Consider the following 18,095-nt stretch of genomic DNA (forward strand, 5'->3'; position numbering starts at 1 on the left):
TTTTTCTACTGCTACGCAGTTGGATTTTAAATCTCTAAATTAACTATTTTTTTCTATTGCGTAATCTGGGTTTAATTTAGGATGACACGTTATTTCTTTATGAACACCTGTTGTCTTTGAAGTAATATCTCCGATAGGATCTTTTTTTCCAGATGCCATAACCCTTAACTTTTGTTTCACACGCCTCAATAATTGTTCAGTCTTAGTGAATTGTGTCAAATTTGTGAAATAAAGAAATATGCGTACGATATATAATTCTTCTATTTTTTTATCTTGACATACTAGTCTTGTATGTTCTCCAGGAACAAAGGCTACAAGATGTTTAGTGAATTGACCGATGATAGCTTCGTCAGATTCATTCGGAGTATCTTCAACTGCTGAGACACTTTCGATTTGAAAATAGAAATCTCCATAGTCAAAAATATATGTCGTAAAGTCCCACCAGATTTTATGAATTTGATGTTCTTTTAAATACCTTATAAATTGTAATTCACTGGTCTTATACAAATAATCCATTTTATATTCTTTTGGGGATTAATTTAGGGTGTATTCCCAATAGTATGAGTAAATAATCTTTAATTTATGAAAATAAATGGTGTCTCCTTAATTAACTTCATTTACAAAAAAAACTCCCTCACAGTTGCTTGTGAGGGAGTTCCTTTTTATAATATTTCTTGTTTGCTTATTGTGCGTTCAAGAACATTGATTTTTTAGATACCAATTCTCTAAAGTAAGGGTCTTGTAAATCTTTGATAAAGCGGATCGCTTCACCTGTAGATTTCATTTCAGGGCCTAATTGTTTGTCTACTTCAGGGAATTTAGAGAACGAGAATACCGGTTCTTTAATTGCCCATCCTGTTAACTTACGCGCAATAGTGAAATCTTTCAATTTGTTCTCACCCAACATAACTTTAGTAGCAATATTGATGTAAGGCACATCGTATGCTTTCGCGATAAAAGGAACGGTACGTGATGCACGAGGATTAGCCTCGATTACGTATACATTTTCACCTTTGATAGCAAACTGAATATTCAATAATCCTTTTACGTCTAATGCTTTTGCCAATTTGATAGAATATTCTTCCATCTTAGCTTGTACATTTTGTGATAAACTAAATGGAGGCAATACCGCGTAAGAGTCACCAGAGTGGATACCCGCAGGCTCGATGTGCTCCATCATACCGATAATATGTACATCTTCGCCATCACAGATTGAATCCGATTCGGCTTCTTCCGCTCTGTCTAAGAAATGGTCAATCAAGATTTGGTTTCCTGGAAGGTTTTTAAGCAAGTTAACTACTGCCTTTTCCAAGTCTTCGTCGTTGATCACGATGCTCATACCTTGACCACCTAATACGTACGAAGGACGAACCAATACTGGGTAACCCACTTCGTTTGCTACTTTGATAGCTTCTTCTGCTGAAGTTGCTACACCGTATTTCGGGTAAGGAATTTCTAATTCTTTCAATAAATCAGAGAAACTACCGCGATCTTCAGCCAAATCCATATTACCGAATGAAGTTCCGATGATTTTCACGCCTAAAGCTTCTAGTCTGTCAGCCATTTTAAGTGCTGTCTGACCACCTAACTGTACGATAACACCTACTGGCTTCTCTAACTCGATAATCTCACGTACGTGCTCCCAGAATACAGGCTCGAAGTATAATTTGTCTGCCATGTTGAAGTCTGTAGAAACAGTCTCTGGGTTACAGTTTACCATAATGGCTTCGTAGCCACATTCTTTAGCTGCTAACAACCCGTGTACACAAGAGTAATCGAATTCGATACCTTGACCGATACGGTTAGGACCAGAACCCAATACGATGATTTTCTTCTTATCAGAAGAGATTGATTCGTTTTCTTCTTCGAAAGTAGAGTAGTAGTATGGCGTTTGTGCTGGGAATTCAGCCGCACACGTATCTACCATTTTGTACACACGGTTGATACCTAATTCTTTACGACGATCGTAAACTTGATCTTCTGTTACATTACCTAACAACCAAGAGATTTGTAAATCTGAATAACCTTTTTGTTTCAAGGTCATAAAAAAATCACGTGGAATATTTGATAATTGGTATCTTTTCAATTCAGTTTCTAATTGAACCAATTCTTGAATCTGAAGTAAGTACCATTTGTCAATATGTGTTGCTTTACGGATAGATTCCAAAGGAACACCTAATTCGAAAGCATCTTTGATATGGAAAAGACGATCTGCACTTGGATGCTCTAAGCTGTGCATTATCTCTTCTAAATTGCGCAATTGACGACCATCAGCACCTAGACCAGCACGACCTGTTTCTAGCGATTGAGCCGCTTTTTGCAATGCCTCGATGAATGTACGACCGATTGCCATTACTTCACCTACAGCTTTCATCTGAAGACCTAATTCTTTGTTTGCACCTTTGAATTTATCAAAGTTGAAACGAGGAACTTTTACGATTACGTAATCTAATGTAGGTTCGAAATATGCAGAAGTAGTTTTTGTAATTTGGTTTTGCAACTCATCCAAGTTGTAACCGATAGCCAATTTAGCAGCGATTTTCGCAATTGGGTAACCTGTAGCTTTAGATGCTAACGCTGAAGAACGGGATACACGTGGATTGATCTCAATCGCGATAATATCTTCGTTTTCTGGATTCACGGAGAATTGTACGTTACAACCACCCGCGAAATTACCAATCGAACGCATCATCTTGATCGCTTGGTTACGCATATCTTGGTAACACTTGTCCGACAATGTCATTCCTGGTGCTACTGTAATCGAGTCTCCTGTGTGGATACCCATTGGGTCAAAGTTTTCGATTGTACAGATGATGATTACGTTATCGTTTTTGTCACGTAATAACTCCAATTCGAATTCTTTCCAACCTAATACAGCTTGCTCTACCAATACTTCGTGCGTAGGAGAGGCGTGAAGACCACGGTTTAATGCCGCATCAAAATCTTCTTTCTTGTGTACGAAACCACCACCAGTACCAGCTAATGTGTACGAAGGACGAATTACCAAAGGAAATCCTATTTCTTGCGCAGCTTCTTTACCTTCTAAGAATGAGTTAGCGATTTTTGAAGGCGCAACACCTACACCGATATCAATCATTAATTGACGGAATTCTTCACGGTTTTCCGTTTTTTCGATTGCTGCTACATCAACACCAATAACCTGAACGTTATACTTTTCCCAAATTCCGCGCTCTGATGCCTCAATACACAAGTTCAACGCTGTCTGACCACCCATAGTAGGCAATACCGCATCAATTTGTTGTTCCTGAAGAATTTGCTCAATACTTTCGCAAGTAAGTGGTAATAAATAAACGTTGTCTGCAACAACTGGGTCAGTCATAATAGTTGCAGGGTTAGAGTTGATTATCGAAACCTTGATGCCTTCTTCTTTCAAAGATAGTGCAGCTTGAGATCCTGAGTAATCAAATTCACACGCTTGTCCGATAACAATAGGACCAGAACCTATGATTAAAACGGAGTTAATGGAGGTGTTTCTTGGCATTATTTATTAAATCAAAAAGTTTAAATTACTATTTGTTGTTTGTGAAAAAGCGGTAGAAATACCTTTGATTGGAAGAGAATTCCGACTGCTTTGTCGGAGTGCAAAGTTATATATTTTATTTTTAAAATCCTTAAATTATTGTGATAATTTATTGTCAAAAAAACGTCTTAAAATCAAAAAGCCTTACAAAATTTGCAAGGCTAGTTACTTTTATTTTTTCAAATGCAAATCAAAATATTTTGCAATCTTATCGTACATATGAACTCTGTCTTTTCCACGAACATTATGTTCATGTGATGGGTACAGGAAATAATCGACTTGTATGCCTTTTTTAATGCATTGTTCTACGAAATCCATGCTATGCTGTTGTACTACGACTGGATCTTGTGCGCCATGAATAATCAATAAATTGCCTTTCAATTGACCAGCTTTGTCTAGCAATGAAGTCTTTTTGTAGCCATCTGGATTTTCTTGCGGTGTATCCATGTAGCGCTCGCCATACATCACTTCGTAATATTTCCAATCCATTACTGGGCCACCAGCTACACCAGCTTTGAAAGTTGTATTGTGTTTTGTCATTAACGATGTAGTCATAAATCCGCCATAACTCCACCCGAAAATTCCCATATTATCTTTGTCTACATAAGGGAGTGATTTCAAATAATCAAATCCAACAAGCTGATCAGCCATTTCGGCTTCGCCTAATTGTCTGTGTGTAACGCGCGTAAAGTCACGACCACGAGCGTCTGAACCGCGGTTATCCAATGTAAATACTAGATACCCTTGTTGAGCCATGTACAAATCAAAATAACCAACGCCTCCTAGCCATCTGTCTGTAATCATCTGTGCATGCGAACCACCATACAAATACACCATTACTGGATATTTTTTGGTTGAATCAAAATTCGTAGGGTAGGTGATACGAGCATTCAACGGAGTTTTTCCGTCAGGAGACAAAAATTCTTTAAATTCTATTTTTGGTAAGTTAATTTTACCTGTGAATGGATTTTCGGCTTCAAATATTGATTGGGTTTGTCCATTTTTAGTTGTTATAACTTGTAAGGTATAAGGTGTATTTAGATTGCTGTATTGATCGATCACATAATTTCCTGTAGGACTAACTGAAGCATTGTGTACACCTTTTGAAGTTGTTAATTGTTTCGTTTTTCCAGACTTAATCTCTACTTCATAAAGATGACGTTCCAAACCCTTATTACTTGCGCCTACATAATACAATTTAGAGGCGTTCGCGTTAAAGCCTTTGAAATTTTCTACAATGACATCTTGATAGCCTAGATGTTTAATCAATTTACCAGCTGTGTCATACAAATAAACTTGATTGTAGCCATCTTTGTCAGTTTGATACAAAAATTGGCTTTTATTATTGGGTAAGAAGGTCAATTCATGTTGCGGTTCTACCCAAGTAGTTGATTTCTCTTCAAAAAGTGTTTTTACGAAATCCCCTGTAACTGCATTGTACTGATTTAATTTCAAATGGTCTTGACCGCGGTTCAACACGCCGACATAGACAAATTCATTGCTAGGATCCCAAGTTACCGAAGTAAGATATTGTTCTTTTGGTTCGCCAGTTTTTAATGTGGTGTATGTTTTACTTTCGGTATTAAAAACTACTATAGTTACTTCTTCCGATTTCATACCCGCCATTGGATAGCGTATATCTTTGTTCGTCGCTACGCGCGTATCCCATTGCGGGAGCGGGTATTTAGTGACCATGGTTTCGTTCTTACGGTAGTACAATAAGCTCTTTCCGTTTGGTGACCACCACATTCCTTTGTGAATTCCAAATTCTTGACGGTGGGTATTGGAGCTACCATTGACAATCCCATCAATTGTATCTTTAGTGACTTGAATTTTTTGACCTTCTGTCGTTAGAATCTCAATATTATTACCGACCAAATAAGCGGTATATTGTGCATCTTGTGCTTCAACTAAATCCTTTGGAGATGATTTTACAATTTGCGCAGATTTATTTTTCGTATTGTAATGAATGTCGTAACTATCTTTCTCTGCTATTAATTCAAATGCAATGTTATCGCTATCAATCCAAGTATAAGTATAAGGGAAAGTACCTAAAGTAAACTTATCTGTCGTAATAACTTTCTCAAGGGCAGTTTTCAACTCTTCAGTTGAGGCAATTACTTTTTCATTCCAATTATCTTTTGCAGTTCTCGAAACCAACTGCTGATATGTGGCATCCAAATGCGTGAATGTATCTGTAGATTTCATCCACTGCACGCCAAATACTGTTTTGGGTGCAAATTTACTTGGTCCAAAGACAGTTTCGTCAATCGTAAAATTACGTTGCGCGTAAACAGTAGAACTGCTTAATAAAAAAAGTAATAGTAGTTTTTTCATTTTATGAAATAATTGTCAACGCGAAAATATGGATTTCCATTTAATTCACAGGAACGAAATTGTCTTTGTTCTTTATAATGGTCGAATCCAAATATTTCTGAAATTGACCAAGTCCCCATGGTCTTGCAAGGCAATAGGTCCCGGTCCGTGTGGAATCATTTGAGGCATACCAATATATTCGGTTGTTCCTTCTATTTGTGTGTTATAATGTACCACTACGCCATTGTGTAATACTGTGACTAAAGCTTTTTTGATAAGCACGCCATCTTTGTTGAATCTCGGAGCAGTATATAATATATCGTATGTATGCCACTCTCCGGCAGCCTTTGTAGCAGATACTAAAGGCTGTCTTTGTTTATAAATAGAAGCAGCTTGACCATTTACATACGTGTGGTTATTGTTGTTGTCCAACACTTGCAACTCGTATTTCCCTTGTAAAAAGACACCGCTGTTACCTCGTCCTTGACCTTCACCTTTTATGACTTCGGGGCTTTTCCACTCCAAATGCAATTGAAAATCTTCAAAATGCTGCTTGGTCTGAATATCTCCAGTTCCTGGTTTTACTGTAAGCACACCATCTTTTATTGTCCATGCTGCATTAGCGCCTTTTGTTTTAGTACTTTCCCATTGGCTTAAATCTGTGCCATCAAAAAGAATTAGTGCATCACTCGGCGCTTTATTCGGGCTGGTATGTACAATTTTTGATTTGGGTTCGTAAAATTCCGTGTCTTGTGGTTGGAATTTAGTCTGCGCAAATAAAGCGGTCGGAATGGAGAGTGTGAAAATTGAAAGTGTTAGAATGTTTTTAATGTTTCTCATGTGTTTAAGTTTATTGAATAAATATAAGGAAAAAGGCTAAAAATGCTTATTTTTAATTATGATTACACAAAAAGTTGCCCTGACGGATGTACGCTTCTATGCGCCAATAGGGTTTTATGAGGAGGAGCAGGTGATAGGCAATGAATTCTATATCAACCTCGAAGTACTTTTTCCTTTTGAAAATTCGGATGCTGAGGATTTAAAAAACACCATCAATTACGAGGAGCTTTACCAAATTTTAGTGGATGTGATGCGTCCTAAACGCAAGTTATTGGAATCTGCTTTGGAAGATATTTTGGATATGGTGTTGAAAAAATATGCTTTTGCGCAAGAAGTAAATGTGTCTATTCGCAAGGTAAATCCGCCTTTTGGGGGCGATTTAGCAAATTCCTTAGTTTCGCTAGCTTATAAAAGAGATTAACTTCATAATACTTATATGTTTAAGAAACGCCTTTTAGTAACCTAAAAGGCATTTTTGTTTTACAAAAATTGACAATTTGTCATCTAAAAATATAGTTTTATGACTTTTTGTCTTTAAAATACTGTTGGTATAGAAGTTGAATATTCCTTCATGTAAATAATTGAATTAAAATAAAATAGATAAAAATTAAAATTGGAGGATTATAAAATGGCATTATTAAAGTTCCCTACTAAAGCAGTTAACACAGACGGTGTAAATCCATTTGTAAACAGTGTATTTGACAACTTATTTAATGATTCTTTCATTACTGATCGTTTAGTAACTCGTATTCCAGCAGTAAACATTACCGAGTTAGAAAAATCATTTGAAGTTGAGTTTGCAGCTCCTGGTTTGCAAAAGTCTGATTTCAAAATCAATGTAGATAAAAATATTATTTCTATCTCTGTAGAGAAATCAGAAGAAAATGCTTCAGAAGGTAAATTGTATAGTAAGAAAGAATTCAACTATAATTCTTTTACAAGATCCTTTACTTTACCTGATACTGTTGATTACAGCAATATTGACGCGAGCTACGAAGATGGTATCTTAAAAGTAACAATTGGCAAAAAAGAAGATGCAATTATTGCAAAAAGATTAATAGAAGTAAAATAGTTTTATATTAGGTTTTGGTTAAAAAGGAAAACCCCTCGTATGAGGGGTTTTTGCTTTATATATTAACCGTTGAATTAGATAAGACCGACAAAAAGGAATTGGCTTTATTTACAAATTTTGTTAATTCCTCTTTTTCAGATTTAATAAAGGCATTATCTTCTAAACTTCCGATCACAACATTCATTTCTTCTTCGTTTTCGTATACCATATATCGGAATGGGTTTTCGTAATCTTTTTTGCGCGAATTGTAGATTTCAGTATATATCCATTGTTGTGTAGCAATGCTTTCTTCTATTAAGTTGGAGATAAACTGGACATCCCAATTTTCAATTGGTGTTTTCGTAATTTCTGCTAGTGAAGCTAGTGCGTGTGCTAATTTTTCTTGATTGTAATTAGCACTCCATTTATGATATTGCTGATGAATTTCTTGCCAGTTTTTGAATTTGTCGGCTTTGATGTCTTCTATCAAAATTTTTAAATCTTCTTTGGGAACGATTTGTCCACCTATATTTTCAAATTGTTTTCTTCCAATATCTTTATATTGTTGAAGTTTATTAAGTATGTCTAAAGCCCCATCATTTTCATCAACTAAGTGATCTAATATTTGTGTAGCGGCGTAGTGACGAATTAATTTTTTGAAAAGATTATAGCTTTCACGCGGTTTTAACAAAACGACTTTACGCTTCGAACATTCCACGTTTTCAAGATAAATATCTTGGTTTATTTTAATTTGATTATCCAATAAAACCTTCTTACCCTCTATTTTTGAGTTTGTCCAATTTGGATAAATAGATTTTCCGACAGCTTCTTCAATGATATCTAAAGAATCAAACATTTCATTAATCGTATCTGGCGCTAATACGTCGTATTCTAAATGTTGATTTTTCATTGTACGTTTATCACGCGCTACAAATTTCTTCGAATTACGCATTACGGCGTACATATTGTACAAAAACCAATAACCCGGCAAAATTATTAGTCTGTCATTTTGAACATCAGTACTTATTAATGAAAACGGTAGTTTAATATTTAATTCGTGTAAAAAATCTCCTTTAACAATCAACGAGTAGGAAGCGAATTTGGAATTATGCTTTAAACTTACACAGAGTCCCGGCCAGAAACCTCGATTTGCAATTATTTCGCCATCAGCAGAACGAGAATTGTGATTAGAACCAATTGTGGCGCCAGCAGCCATGTTGCTTTGCCCCATAATAAGTGCTGCACATAGAAAGGAGTTATTGTGGTGTTGTTCGTGTGCTGGAAATAACAATGAATTTAAAACCTCGCAACAGGATATGGTAGAGTTATCACCCAAAAAAGAGTTAATTAATCGTGCACCGTATTTTAATTGTGAAAAAGAAGAAAGGATAAAGCGAACAGCTTTCACACCGTAAAAAATGCGACACCCGTAACCGATAATACCATTTACGATTTCGCAACCCTCACCAATCTGTGTAATGGCTGTTTCAGTAGAATGTATAGTTACATTTTTGAGCTTATTTACACCTTTGATATATGCGTGATCACCAATAATAACATCGTTAATCATGTTACTATTTTTAATCACAACTTGATTGCCGATCTCACTGTAATATCCGCCTTTTTTTGAAAAGGCAGCTTCTGTTATTTCTTTCAGCTTATCCTGTAGCGCTACATCGTGACGATTGCGTGTCCAAATGTAGGCGTCAGTGGCCTGCATTCCATCAAATGGAAGAATCGGTCTGCCTCCGTTTTCGTTACACAGCTCTATCCAAATTCTCTTTTCTTCGGATTCGTCTTCTTTTATGATTCCATTTCCAAATTTTGCATTTTTGCTCGTTTCCATGTCGTTTATATTCAAAAGGATAACTTCGTTTCCTGTAATATAATTAGACATGTAGCGTACATGGTGAATGGCGTTGTCGTCACCAATTTCGCAATTAATAATTTGACTATTATATATTCCTGTAGGAAGTTTCAAGTCTTTGTAATCCAAGTAGAATGGTGATAAATTGCCTATACAAACTTTTCCGTAAAACTTAGAATTATTTACAAGATCAGGATTGAATTGATCGGTAACCAAAACATTCTCCCAATTGGGAGAATAATTTTGGTTTTGAATTAAGGTTGATACCTCTTGATTTGATAAATTACGATATTTCTTATTTTTTTTATTTCTATTGGAAGCTAGATGATAATAACTTCTTGTTTCTTCATCATTGGTCCAATCGTAGCCGAGTTTATCTAATGGTAGTTTATTTACTTTCCCCATTCTATTCCACTGTTACTGATTTTGCTAAATTACGAGGTCTATCTACATCTATTTGACGCTCGATTCCTACATAGTACGATAGAATCTGTAATGGTATAGTAGCTAGAATTGGAGCAATCATTTCATGACTTGCAGGTATTTTGATGTGTTCATCAGAAATGCTTATTGCAAGTTGGTCATCTTCTGTTACTACCGAGATCAATTTACCCGAACGCGCTTTGATTTCTTGCATATTACTCACTATTTTTTCGTGTACACGATCTTTCGTCGCTACGAATACCACGGGTAAAGTCTCATCTACCAAGGCTATTGGGCCATGTTTCATCTCAGCAGCAGGATAACCTTCTGCATGTATGTACGAAATTTCTTTGAGTTTTAATGCGCCCTCTAAAGCGATAGGGAAGTTGTAACCTCTTCCTAAAAATAGGAAATCTGTGGCGTGTTGGTATTTTTTAGCGATTTCTTTTATTCCGTCAATCGTATTGTCTAGAATATGCTGTACTTTATTTGGTACGTCGCTAAGTTCTTTCGCCAATTGTTTTCTTAATTCTTCAGAAGCAGATTGCTTGAATTCAGCGAGTTTTAGTGCGAATAATAACAATACAGTCAATTGTGCAGAGAATGCTTTTGTACTAGCTACACCGATTTCGGGTCCTGCATGCGTATAAATTCCCGCGTCTGAAAGACGTGCGATAGACGATCCAACAACATTTACAATACCAAAAATTGTAGCACCTTGAGATTTTGCGTTTTCTAAAGCTACTAAAGTATCTGCTGTTTCACCACTTTGTGAGATAGCTATAATAACATCCTCAGGAGTGATAATGGGATTGCGGTATCTGAATTCTGAAGCGTATTCAACCTCAACATTCACGCGGCACAATTCTTCAATCCAATACTCTGCTAATAATCCTGCATGCCAACTCGTGCCACATGCCACAATAATAACACGTCTTGCAGCGATGAGCTTATCTTTGATTTTATCTAATCCGCTAAGTGTGATTGACAAGTTTTCGGGATCTAATCGTCCACGGAGTGAATCAAAAATAGCTTGTGGTTGCTCATGAATCTCTTTAATCATGAAATGCTCATAACCTCCTTTTTCAATAGCAGCTAATTCTAAATCTAACTTTTGAACATAAGGAGTTAATGTTTCATTTCCTAGATTCTTGAGAACAAGTTGATCCGCATTGATAATCGCTAATTCATAATCATTTATATAGACTACCTCTTTTGTGTACTCTAACATTGGAGATGCGTCTGAGCCTAGAAAATGTTCACCTTTGCCTATACCAATAACTAATGGACTACCTTTACGAGCTGCAAAAAGTGTATCTGGATGTTCTTTTGACAAAATCAATATGACATAGGCACCAGTAACTCTTTTCAATGCAATACGGATAGCTTCTTCAAGCGAACATTCGTTATTTATATAAATATCTTCGATGAAATTCAATAAAACTTCTGAATCCGTCTCGCTATTGAAATGATAGCCTTTTTGTAGTAATTCTTCTTTTAAAGAAGCATAATTTTCGATAATACCATTATGTACTAAAGCAAGGTTTCCTGAATTGGAATAATGCGGATGTGAATTGGCATCTGATGGAATACCATGTGTTGCCCAACGTGTATGTCCAATTCCTAAAGTTGATTGTTTATCTTGTGATTCAAATGCCTCTTCTAGAGCCGCAACTTTGCCAGTTTTCTTGACGATTTGAAGATCGTTTATTTTGTGAAGTGCAATTCCTGCGCTGTCATATCCTCGGTATTCTAATTTTTTTAAACCACCAATTAGGTAAGGATATGCTTGATTGTGTCCGATATATCCGACAATTCCACACATATTTTCTTTGTTAAGTTTTTTAGTTAATAGGTGGCGCAAATATATGGAAAGACAATCGATTGTTTGGCTCTTTAGAAGGCTTTTTAGTTAATAAAAATTTTATTAATATTTTAAATTTATTAAAAAACAATATGGAATTTATCGAATAAATAGATGCTGATGGATCAGAACTTTTTCATTACTGAATAGTTTATAAGGTATAAGCGCATTATAAAACAATACCTAATGAAATATTATCGAATTAAACGCGGCAGGGGATTTTCTTATATAGATGCAGAAGGAAGGTCTGTGCAGGATGAAAAATTGCTTTCTTTTTTCAAATCATTAGTAATTCCACCTGCTTGGACTGAGGTAGAAATTAATGCTTCGCCACGGGCAAAAGTTAGAGCTACTGGTTATGATGCGAAAGGAAGGAAACAATACATTTACAACAGTAATTATAGATTACGCCAAGAGCAAAAAAAATTTGATCGCATATTGCAGTTTGCAAATAAGTTACCACATATGCGCAATATAACCGCACAGCATTTACGAAAACGGAAGTTAGATCAAAATAAGGTGTTAGCCTGTATGGTTCGGTTGTTGGATGTAGCTTTTTTTCGTCCTGGAAATGAAACCTACGCGAAGCAAAATAAAAGTTATGGGCTAACAACCTTGCGGTCAAAACATTTAAAAATTGATGGAGATAAATTGATATTCACGTATGTAGGGAAAGCTGCTCAGCCTCAAGAGAAATTAATTGCGAACGCGCAATTGGCTCGAATTGTACGAGAGATAGGTGAGCTTCCTGGTTATGAAATTTTTAAATTTATCGACGAAGACGGTAACATCAAAGATGTAAAGAGCCAGCACCTAAATGCGTATATCCGTGAGATCATGGGACCTGAATTTTCTGCTAAAGACTTTCGTACTTGGGCTGGAACTGTCATTGCTGCAATGAGTTTGGATGAATTAGGTGCTATCGAAGAGATTGATCAACGAAAATTAAACAAAAACATACGCGAAGCGGTTATAAAGGTAAGTGAGCGATTAGGTAATACGCCAGCTATAGCACGCAAGTCCTACATTGATCCTCGTATTATAGATAACTATACGAAAGGGAAAACTTTGGCTTATTTTAAAAAAGAAGTGAATAGGCTATTGAAAAGGAATCAAGATTTGTCGGTGGAAGAAATAGGTGTGCTGTGTTTACTCAAAAAAAGACTGCAATAAAAATAGATCATTATGAGAGCAATTTGGAATGGAGCAATTGGGTTTGGCTTAGTCAATATTCCCATAAAAGTCTACTCGGCGACAGAGTCAAGTACATTGGATTTAGATATGCTTGACAAAAAGGATTTAAATAATATTCGCTATAAGCGCGTTAATGAAGAAACGGGCAAAGAAGTAGCTTGGGAGAATATTGTAAAGGGCTATAAAATGGAGGAAAAATATATCGTTTTGGAGGATGAAGATTTTGAGGCTGCTAGTCCTGAAAAATCAAAGATTATTTCGATTTCTCAATTCGTAAAAGAAGCGGAAATAGATTCTGCCTTATTCGAAACGCCATATTTCTTAGAACCACAGAAGAATGGCGAGGCTGCATACAACCTATTGCTGAAAGCATTGTTAAAAACCAAAATGGGAGGAATAGGATCATTTGTAATGCGAGAACGTGAAATTTTGGCTTTGATCAGACCTTACGACAACAAAATGTTGATGTTGAATCGTATGCGTTATCCTGAGGAGTTGCGAAGTTATTCGGATTTGAATATTCCGATCAGAAAAGCAATTCCAAAAGCTGCCGAATTGAAATTGGCAGAATCATTGATTAAATCTTTAGCTAAGCCTTTTGAACCAAAAGATTATAAAGACACCTACAATGCTCAATTGTTGAAAATCATCAAGCAGAAAGCGAAAGGAAAAAAAATCAAAGTTGCGCCAGCAAAAGAGCAAGATGCAAAAGCTTCGGACTTGATGGCTATGTTGAAAGCAAGTTTGGAGAAAGGTAAGAAAAACACAGGCTAGAAAATTTGGTTTACTATGGGGTTAGAAGAATATAACCAAAAACGAAATTTTAAGGAGACATCTGAACCCGAAGGGAAAAAATCCCGAAAGCGCAAAAAACTACAATTCGTAGTGCAACGTCATGCCGCATCGCGGTTGCATTATGATTTTAGGTTGGAGGTAGATGGTGTGCTCAAAAGTTGGGCAGTGCCCAAAGGTCCTTCGCTCAACCCGGATGACAAGCGTTTGGCGATGATGGTCGAAGATCATCCCTTTGCGTACCGGACGTTTGAAGGAACGATTCCTAAAGGAAATTATGGGGCGGGAGAGGTTGAAATTTGGGATAAAGGATATTATGTGCCCCTTAATAAGACCAAAGGAAAACCGCAAGACAAGCTGATGCAGGAAGAATTGGATGACGGATCTGTGAAAATTATTCTTTATGGAGAAAAATTACAAGGAGAATTTGCGTTAGTAAAGATTAAAAATGGAGATCAAGACAATGCGTGGTTATTAATAAAACATAATGATAAGTTTGCTGTATCAAAGAAGTACGACGCAGAAAATTATGCTGCTTCAGATTCTAAAGTGACTGCTTATCTAGAAAATAAAAGAAAAAGTAAAGGCAGTTCTTCGTCCAAAGAGAAAATTATAAAGCTTACCTACTCTCGCACAAATAAAGAAAAAAAACTTTCCGAAACCATTACCCCGATGCTTTGCAAAGTTTCGGAAAAGCCTTTTGACGGTGAAGAATGGGCTTTTGAGATTAAATGGGATGGTTACAGAGCGATAGCTGATCTGCGGAATGACAAAACGCAACTTTACTCCCGAAACGGACTTGATTTTTCAAGAAAATTCTCTAAAATATTTAATGCACTGAAGCTGCAATCTTATGAGATGGTGCTTGATGGCGAAATTGTAGCGTATGATTCAAGTGGCAAGCCAAGTTTCAATCGTATTCAAAATTTAGATGATGATCAACAGGCTGTCGTATTTCAAGTGTTCGATTTATTGTGGCTCAATGGACATTCTACGCAAGAGTTAACGTATTTACAACGTAAAGAATTACTGAGTGAAGCCTTGGTGGCTAATGAAGTCATCCAATATCATGATTTTGTGCTGGAAAATGGAAAAGCATTTTTCAAAGAAGCACAAAATCTAGGCTTAGAAGGGATAATAGCAAAAAAGATAGACTCGTATTATACTTCAAATGTACGAAGTTCAGAATGGTTGAAAATCAAAATTCAACAAACAGAGGAAGCTTTGATTTGTGGGTTTACAGAGGCCAAAGGGTCGCGCAATAAATTTGGTTCGTTGGTATTGGGGAAATACTTGGACGATGAGCTGGTGTTTTGTGGGCATGTTGGAACAGGATTCAAAGAGAAAGATTTGAACGAATTACACAGCAAAATGTTGCCTTTAGAACGAAAATCATCACCGTTTCAAAAAGTTCCCAAAACCAATGGCAAGACAACTTGGATCAAGCCAGAGTTGGTCGCTGAAATTAAGTTTACCGAACTCACCAATGATCTGATTTATCGCCATCCCGTATTTTTGCATTTGCGAGAGGACAAAGATTCTACAACAGTTTATTTTTCCACAGATGAAGAATTAACAACCGCAGAAAAAAATACACCTATGAATATTTCCACTTCATCGAAGTCTTCTACTAAGAAGAGAGATGTAACCAAAAAGATTGGGGGCCAACAATTGAAACTAACTAATCAAGACAAGATTTATTTTCCCGAATTGGAGATTAGAAAGTCTGTGGTTATAGATTATTACCAAAGCATGGCTACATTTATTTTGCCACATCTCAAGGATCGTGCACAATCCTTAAATCGTTTTCCGAATGGAATTGATGGGATGAGTTTTTACCAAAAGGACGCGGGAGACGAAACCCCAAATTGGATTCCGACACAGGAAGTATACTCGGAAAGCACAGATAAATATATTGATTACTTGATTTGCAACGATAAAGCAACAATGGCTTATTTGAATAATCTAGGCTGTATAGAATTTAATCCTTGGACGAGTAAAATATCAAACCTTGATAAGCCATCTTATTTGGTGTTGGATTTAGATCCTTCGGATAATAATTCATTTGAAGATGTGATTGAGGTAGCTCAAGCTGTAAAGTTAATTTTGGATCAAGGGAGAATTGAAGGCTATCCAAAGACGTCCGGAAGTACAGGTATGCACATATATATTCCGATGAATGCGAAATATACATTTGATCAGGTTAAAGATTTTGGACATGTGCTGATGCAAATGGTACAACTAAAATTGCCAAAATTGACCACATTGGAAAGAAGTTTGCAAAAACGCGATAAGAACAAAATATACCTTGATTATTTGCAAAATCGTCGTGGACAAACCTTGGCTAGCGTTTATAGCCTGCGACCTAAAAAAGAGGCGACAGTTTCTATGCCATTAACTTGGGAGGAAGTCAGGTCTGGTTTGAAACCTTCTGATTTCACGATATTCAATGCTTTGGATAGGGTGAAAGAAAAAGGTGATTTGTTCAAGCCTGTAGTAGGAAAAGGTGTTGATATTTTGAAAGCAATTAAAAATTTGGAATACGAGAAATAGTTGTAAAAGCTTAAATTATGGAGGCTGAATTTTTGTTAGAAATATTATACCGCACCTGCATTATGTTTGTGGTCATCTTGTTGGTGTTAAGGTTGTCTGGACGAAGGGGGGTACGTCAATTGACGCTTTTTGAAGTAGCTATTATTTTAGGGATGGGATCTGCGGCAGGAGATCCGATGTTTCAAGAAGAGGTGCCTTTGCTGTATGGTGTGACTGTTCTTTTTACGATTTTGGTGTTATATAAGGGAGTGACCATGTTGAGTGCGCGTTGGAAATTTCTACATGAATTGCTAGAGGGGAAGTCTATGGTTATTGTTCATCATGGGATGTTTGATATCAAACATGAAAAAGATTCTGATTTCTCTCAAATGGAATTTTTTGCAGAACTTCGAAATCAATCGGTAGAACATTTGGGACAAGTACGTTATGCGTTACTTGAGACAGACGCAACATTAAGTGTTTTATTTTATCCTGACGATGATGTTAAATATGGATTGCCTTTATTTCCTAGTCAATATAAAGCAATCAAAACTTTACCCATAAATAAACCAAGTGCTTGTATGTTTTGTGGTAGAGTAGAAGAAGAATTAATAGCGATAGATGCGGTTTGTCCACGTTGTCACCACAAAGAATGGGCTTTAGCGCTGAATACGAAACGAATATCTTAGGTTTTAATATTTTTGGGATGATTTCCTGAATATCTCGTCATCTCCACTAAGGGAGCTAACTATATTTTAGATTTTTCTATTCGATAACTTCGTTCGAAAGCACGTAGAATTCAGTCATTGAATCTTTTAATTTTTTTCTGTAAAAGAGTTTGTATCGTATAGTCATTTTCGAAAAGAAAAAAATAATTGTATACCTGAAAATTATGTCTTATCTTTGCAACTCATTAAAGAAATTTAAATAAATAACAATGTACGCAATAGTAAGTATAGCAGGACAGCAATTTAAAGTTGCAAAAGACCAATATCTTTTTGTACACCGTTTACAAGGAGAAGAAGGCGCTAGTATTGAATTTGACACAGTATTGTTGGCAGAAGATGGCGGCAAATTCACTGTAGGTGCTCCAAGTATCTCAGGTGCTAAAGTTTCAGCAACGATTTTGTCTCATTTAAAAGGTGATAAAGTTATCGTTTTCAAGAAAAAACGTCGTAAAGGCTACAAAAAGAAAAACGGTCACCGTCAACAATTCACTAAAATCCAGATCACTGGTATCAGTTTATAATCGAATTTTTTAATCAGACGCAAGTCTTAAATTAAGATAAAGAAATGGCACACAAAAAAGGTGCGGGTAGTTCTAAGAACGGCCGTGAGTCACACAGTAAGAGATTAGGTATCAAAATTTTTGGTGGTCAACAAGCTATCGCTGGAAATATCATCGTACGTCAACGTGGAACTGTTCACAATCCTGACGCTAACGTTGGTATTGGTAAAGACCATACTTTGTTCGCTCTTGTTGCTGGTACAGTTGTATTCCGCAAAAAAGCTAACAACAAATCTTACGTTTCAGTAGTTCCTGCTGAGCAAAACTAAGGTTTACCTAACAATATCACAAAGCCGCTAAGTTTCTTCTTGGCGGCTTTTGTTTTTTAAATATTGGATTATGCTTTTGTGATAAGCCGTGATTCAACAATAATTTATGGAGGCTCTT

Annotated in this window: 14 protein-coding genes; 8 read left to right on the forward strand and 6 right to left on the reverse strand. The window is 36.3% G+C overall.

Translation table 11 applies throughout. From position 1 onward, the window contains the following. Positions 1-39 precede the first annotated feature (39 nt). The 4 genes from GOQ16_RS11470 to GOQ16_RS11485 all read right to left on the reverse strand — a co-directional run bounded on the left by GOQ16_RS11470 (position 40) and on the right by GOQ16_RS11485 (position 6,697). Entirely contained in the window at positions 40-516 is a 477-nt protein-coding gene (locus GOQ16_RS11470; protein WP_160069416.1) for a hypothetical protein, read from the reverse strand. A gap of 166 nt (positions 517-682) precedes the next feature. Beyond that, the gene (gene carB / locus GOQ16_RS11475; RefSeq protein WP_160069417.1) at positions 683-3,502 is read right to left on the reverse strand and encodes a carbamoyl-phosphate synthase large subunit; all 2,820 of its coding nucleotides are present in this window, start codon (positions 3,500-3,502) and stop codon (positions 683-685) included. A 210-nt stretch (positions 3,503-3,712) separates the two neighbouring features. Further along, positions 3,713-5,878, reverse strand: coding sequence for a S9 family peptidase (locus GOQ16_RS11480; RefSeq protein ID WP_160069418.1), 2,166 nt, complete (start codon positions 5,876-5,878; stop codon positions 3,713-3,715). 72 nt (positions 5,879-5,950) lie between these two features. Beyond that, positions 5,951-6,697, reverse strand: a complete 747-nt coding sequence (locus GOQ16_RS11485; protein ID WP_160069419.1) for a 3-keto-disaccharide hydrolase — start codon at positions 6,695-6,697, stop codon at positions 5,951-5,953. A 58-nt stretch (positions 6,698-6,755) separates the two neighbouring features. Here GOQ16_RS11485 and folB point away from each other — a divergent pair, with 58 nt between their 5' ends. Together folB and GOQ16_RS11495 are read left to right on the forward strand one after the other, a co-directional pair. Beyond that, the gene (gene folB, locus GOQ16_RS11490; protein ID WP_160069420.1) at positions 6,756-7,118 is read left to right on the forward strand and encodes a dihydroneopterin aldolase; all 363 of its coding nucleotides are present in this window, start codon (positions 6,756-6,758) and stop codon (positions 7,116-7,118) included. A 207-nt stretch (positions 7,119-7,325) separates the two neighbouring features. Continuing rightward, complete coding sequence (locus GOQ16_RS11495) at positions 7,326-7,769, forward strand: Hsp20/alpha crystallin family protein (RefSeq protein ID WP_160069421.1); 444 nt, start codon at positions 7,326-7,328, stop codon at positions 7,767-7,769. A 55-nt stretch (positions 7,770-7,824) separates the two neighbouring features. Here the strand turns inward: GOQ16_RS11495 and GOQ16_RS11500 are convergent, their stop codons facing one another. Further along, positions 7,825-10,020, reverse strand: a complete 2,196-nt coding sequence (locus GOQ16_RS11500; RefSeq protein WP_160069422.1) for a DUF4954 family protein — start codon at positions 10,018-10,020, stop codon at positions 7,825-7,827. Position 10,021: 1 nt separating this feature from the next. Continuing rightward, entirely contained in the window at positions 10,022-11,863 is a 1,842-nt protein-coding gene (gene glmS, locus GOQ16_RS11505; protein WP_160069423.1) for a glutamine--fructose-6-phosphate transaminase (isomerizing), read from the reverse strand. Between the two features lie 225 nt (positions 11,864-12,088). On the opposite strand from glmS, the gene GOQ16_RS11510 reads away from it, so the two are divergent. From GOQ16_RS11510 to rpmA, 6 genes are all read left to right on the forward strand, one after another. Next, complete coding sequence (locus GOQ16_RS11510) at positions 12,089-13,075, forward strand: DNA topoisomerase IB (RefSeq protein ID WP_160069424.1); 987 nt, start codon at positions 12,089-12,091, stop codon at positions 13,073-13,075. 12 nt (positions 13,076-13,087) lie between these two features. Then, positions 13,088-13,870, forward strand: coding sequence for a non-homologous end joining protein Ku (gene ku, locus GOQ16_RS11515; protein WP_149914315.1), 783 nt, complete (start codon positions 13,088-13,090; stop codon positions 13,868-13,870). A 15-nt stretch (positions 13,871-13,885) separates the two neighbouring features. Beyond that, on the forward strand, positions 13,886-16,441 hold the full coding sequence (gene ligD, locus GOQ16_RS11520; RefSeq protein WP_160069425.1) for a DNA ligase D: 2,556 nt from the start codon (positions 13,886-13,888) through the stop codon (positions 16,439-16,441). Positions 16,442-16,458: 17 nt separating this feature from the next. Further along, complete coding sequence (locus GOQ16_RS11525; RefSeq protein WP_160069426.1) at positions 16,459-17,109, forward strand: DUF421 domain-containing protein; 651 nt, start codon at positions 16,459-16,461, stop codon at positions 17,107-17,109. Between the two features lie 248 nt (positions 17,110-17,357). Next, a complete protein-coding gene (rplU, locus tag GOQ16_RS11530) occupies positions 17,358-17,669 on the forward strand; it encodes a 50S ribosomal protein L21 (RefSeq protein WP_149914318.1) in 312 nt (103 codons plus the stop codon). A 44-nt stretch (positions 17,670-17,713) separates the two neighbouring features. After that, complete coding sequence (gene rpmA / locus GOQ16_RS11535; RefSeq protein WP_149914319.1) at positions 17,714-17,977, forward strand: 50S ribosomal protein L27; 264 nt, start codon at positions 17,714-17,716, stop codon at positions 17,975-17,977. Positions 17,978-18,095 lie beyond the last annotated feature (118 nt).

The sequence above is a fragment of the Sphingobacterium bovisgrunnientis genome (assembly GCF_009829085.1).
Lineage (GTDB): Bacteria > Bacteroidota > Bacteroidia > Sphingobacteriales > Sphingobacteriaceae > Sphingobacterium > Sphingobacterium bovisgrunnientis.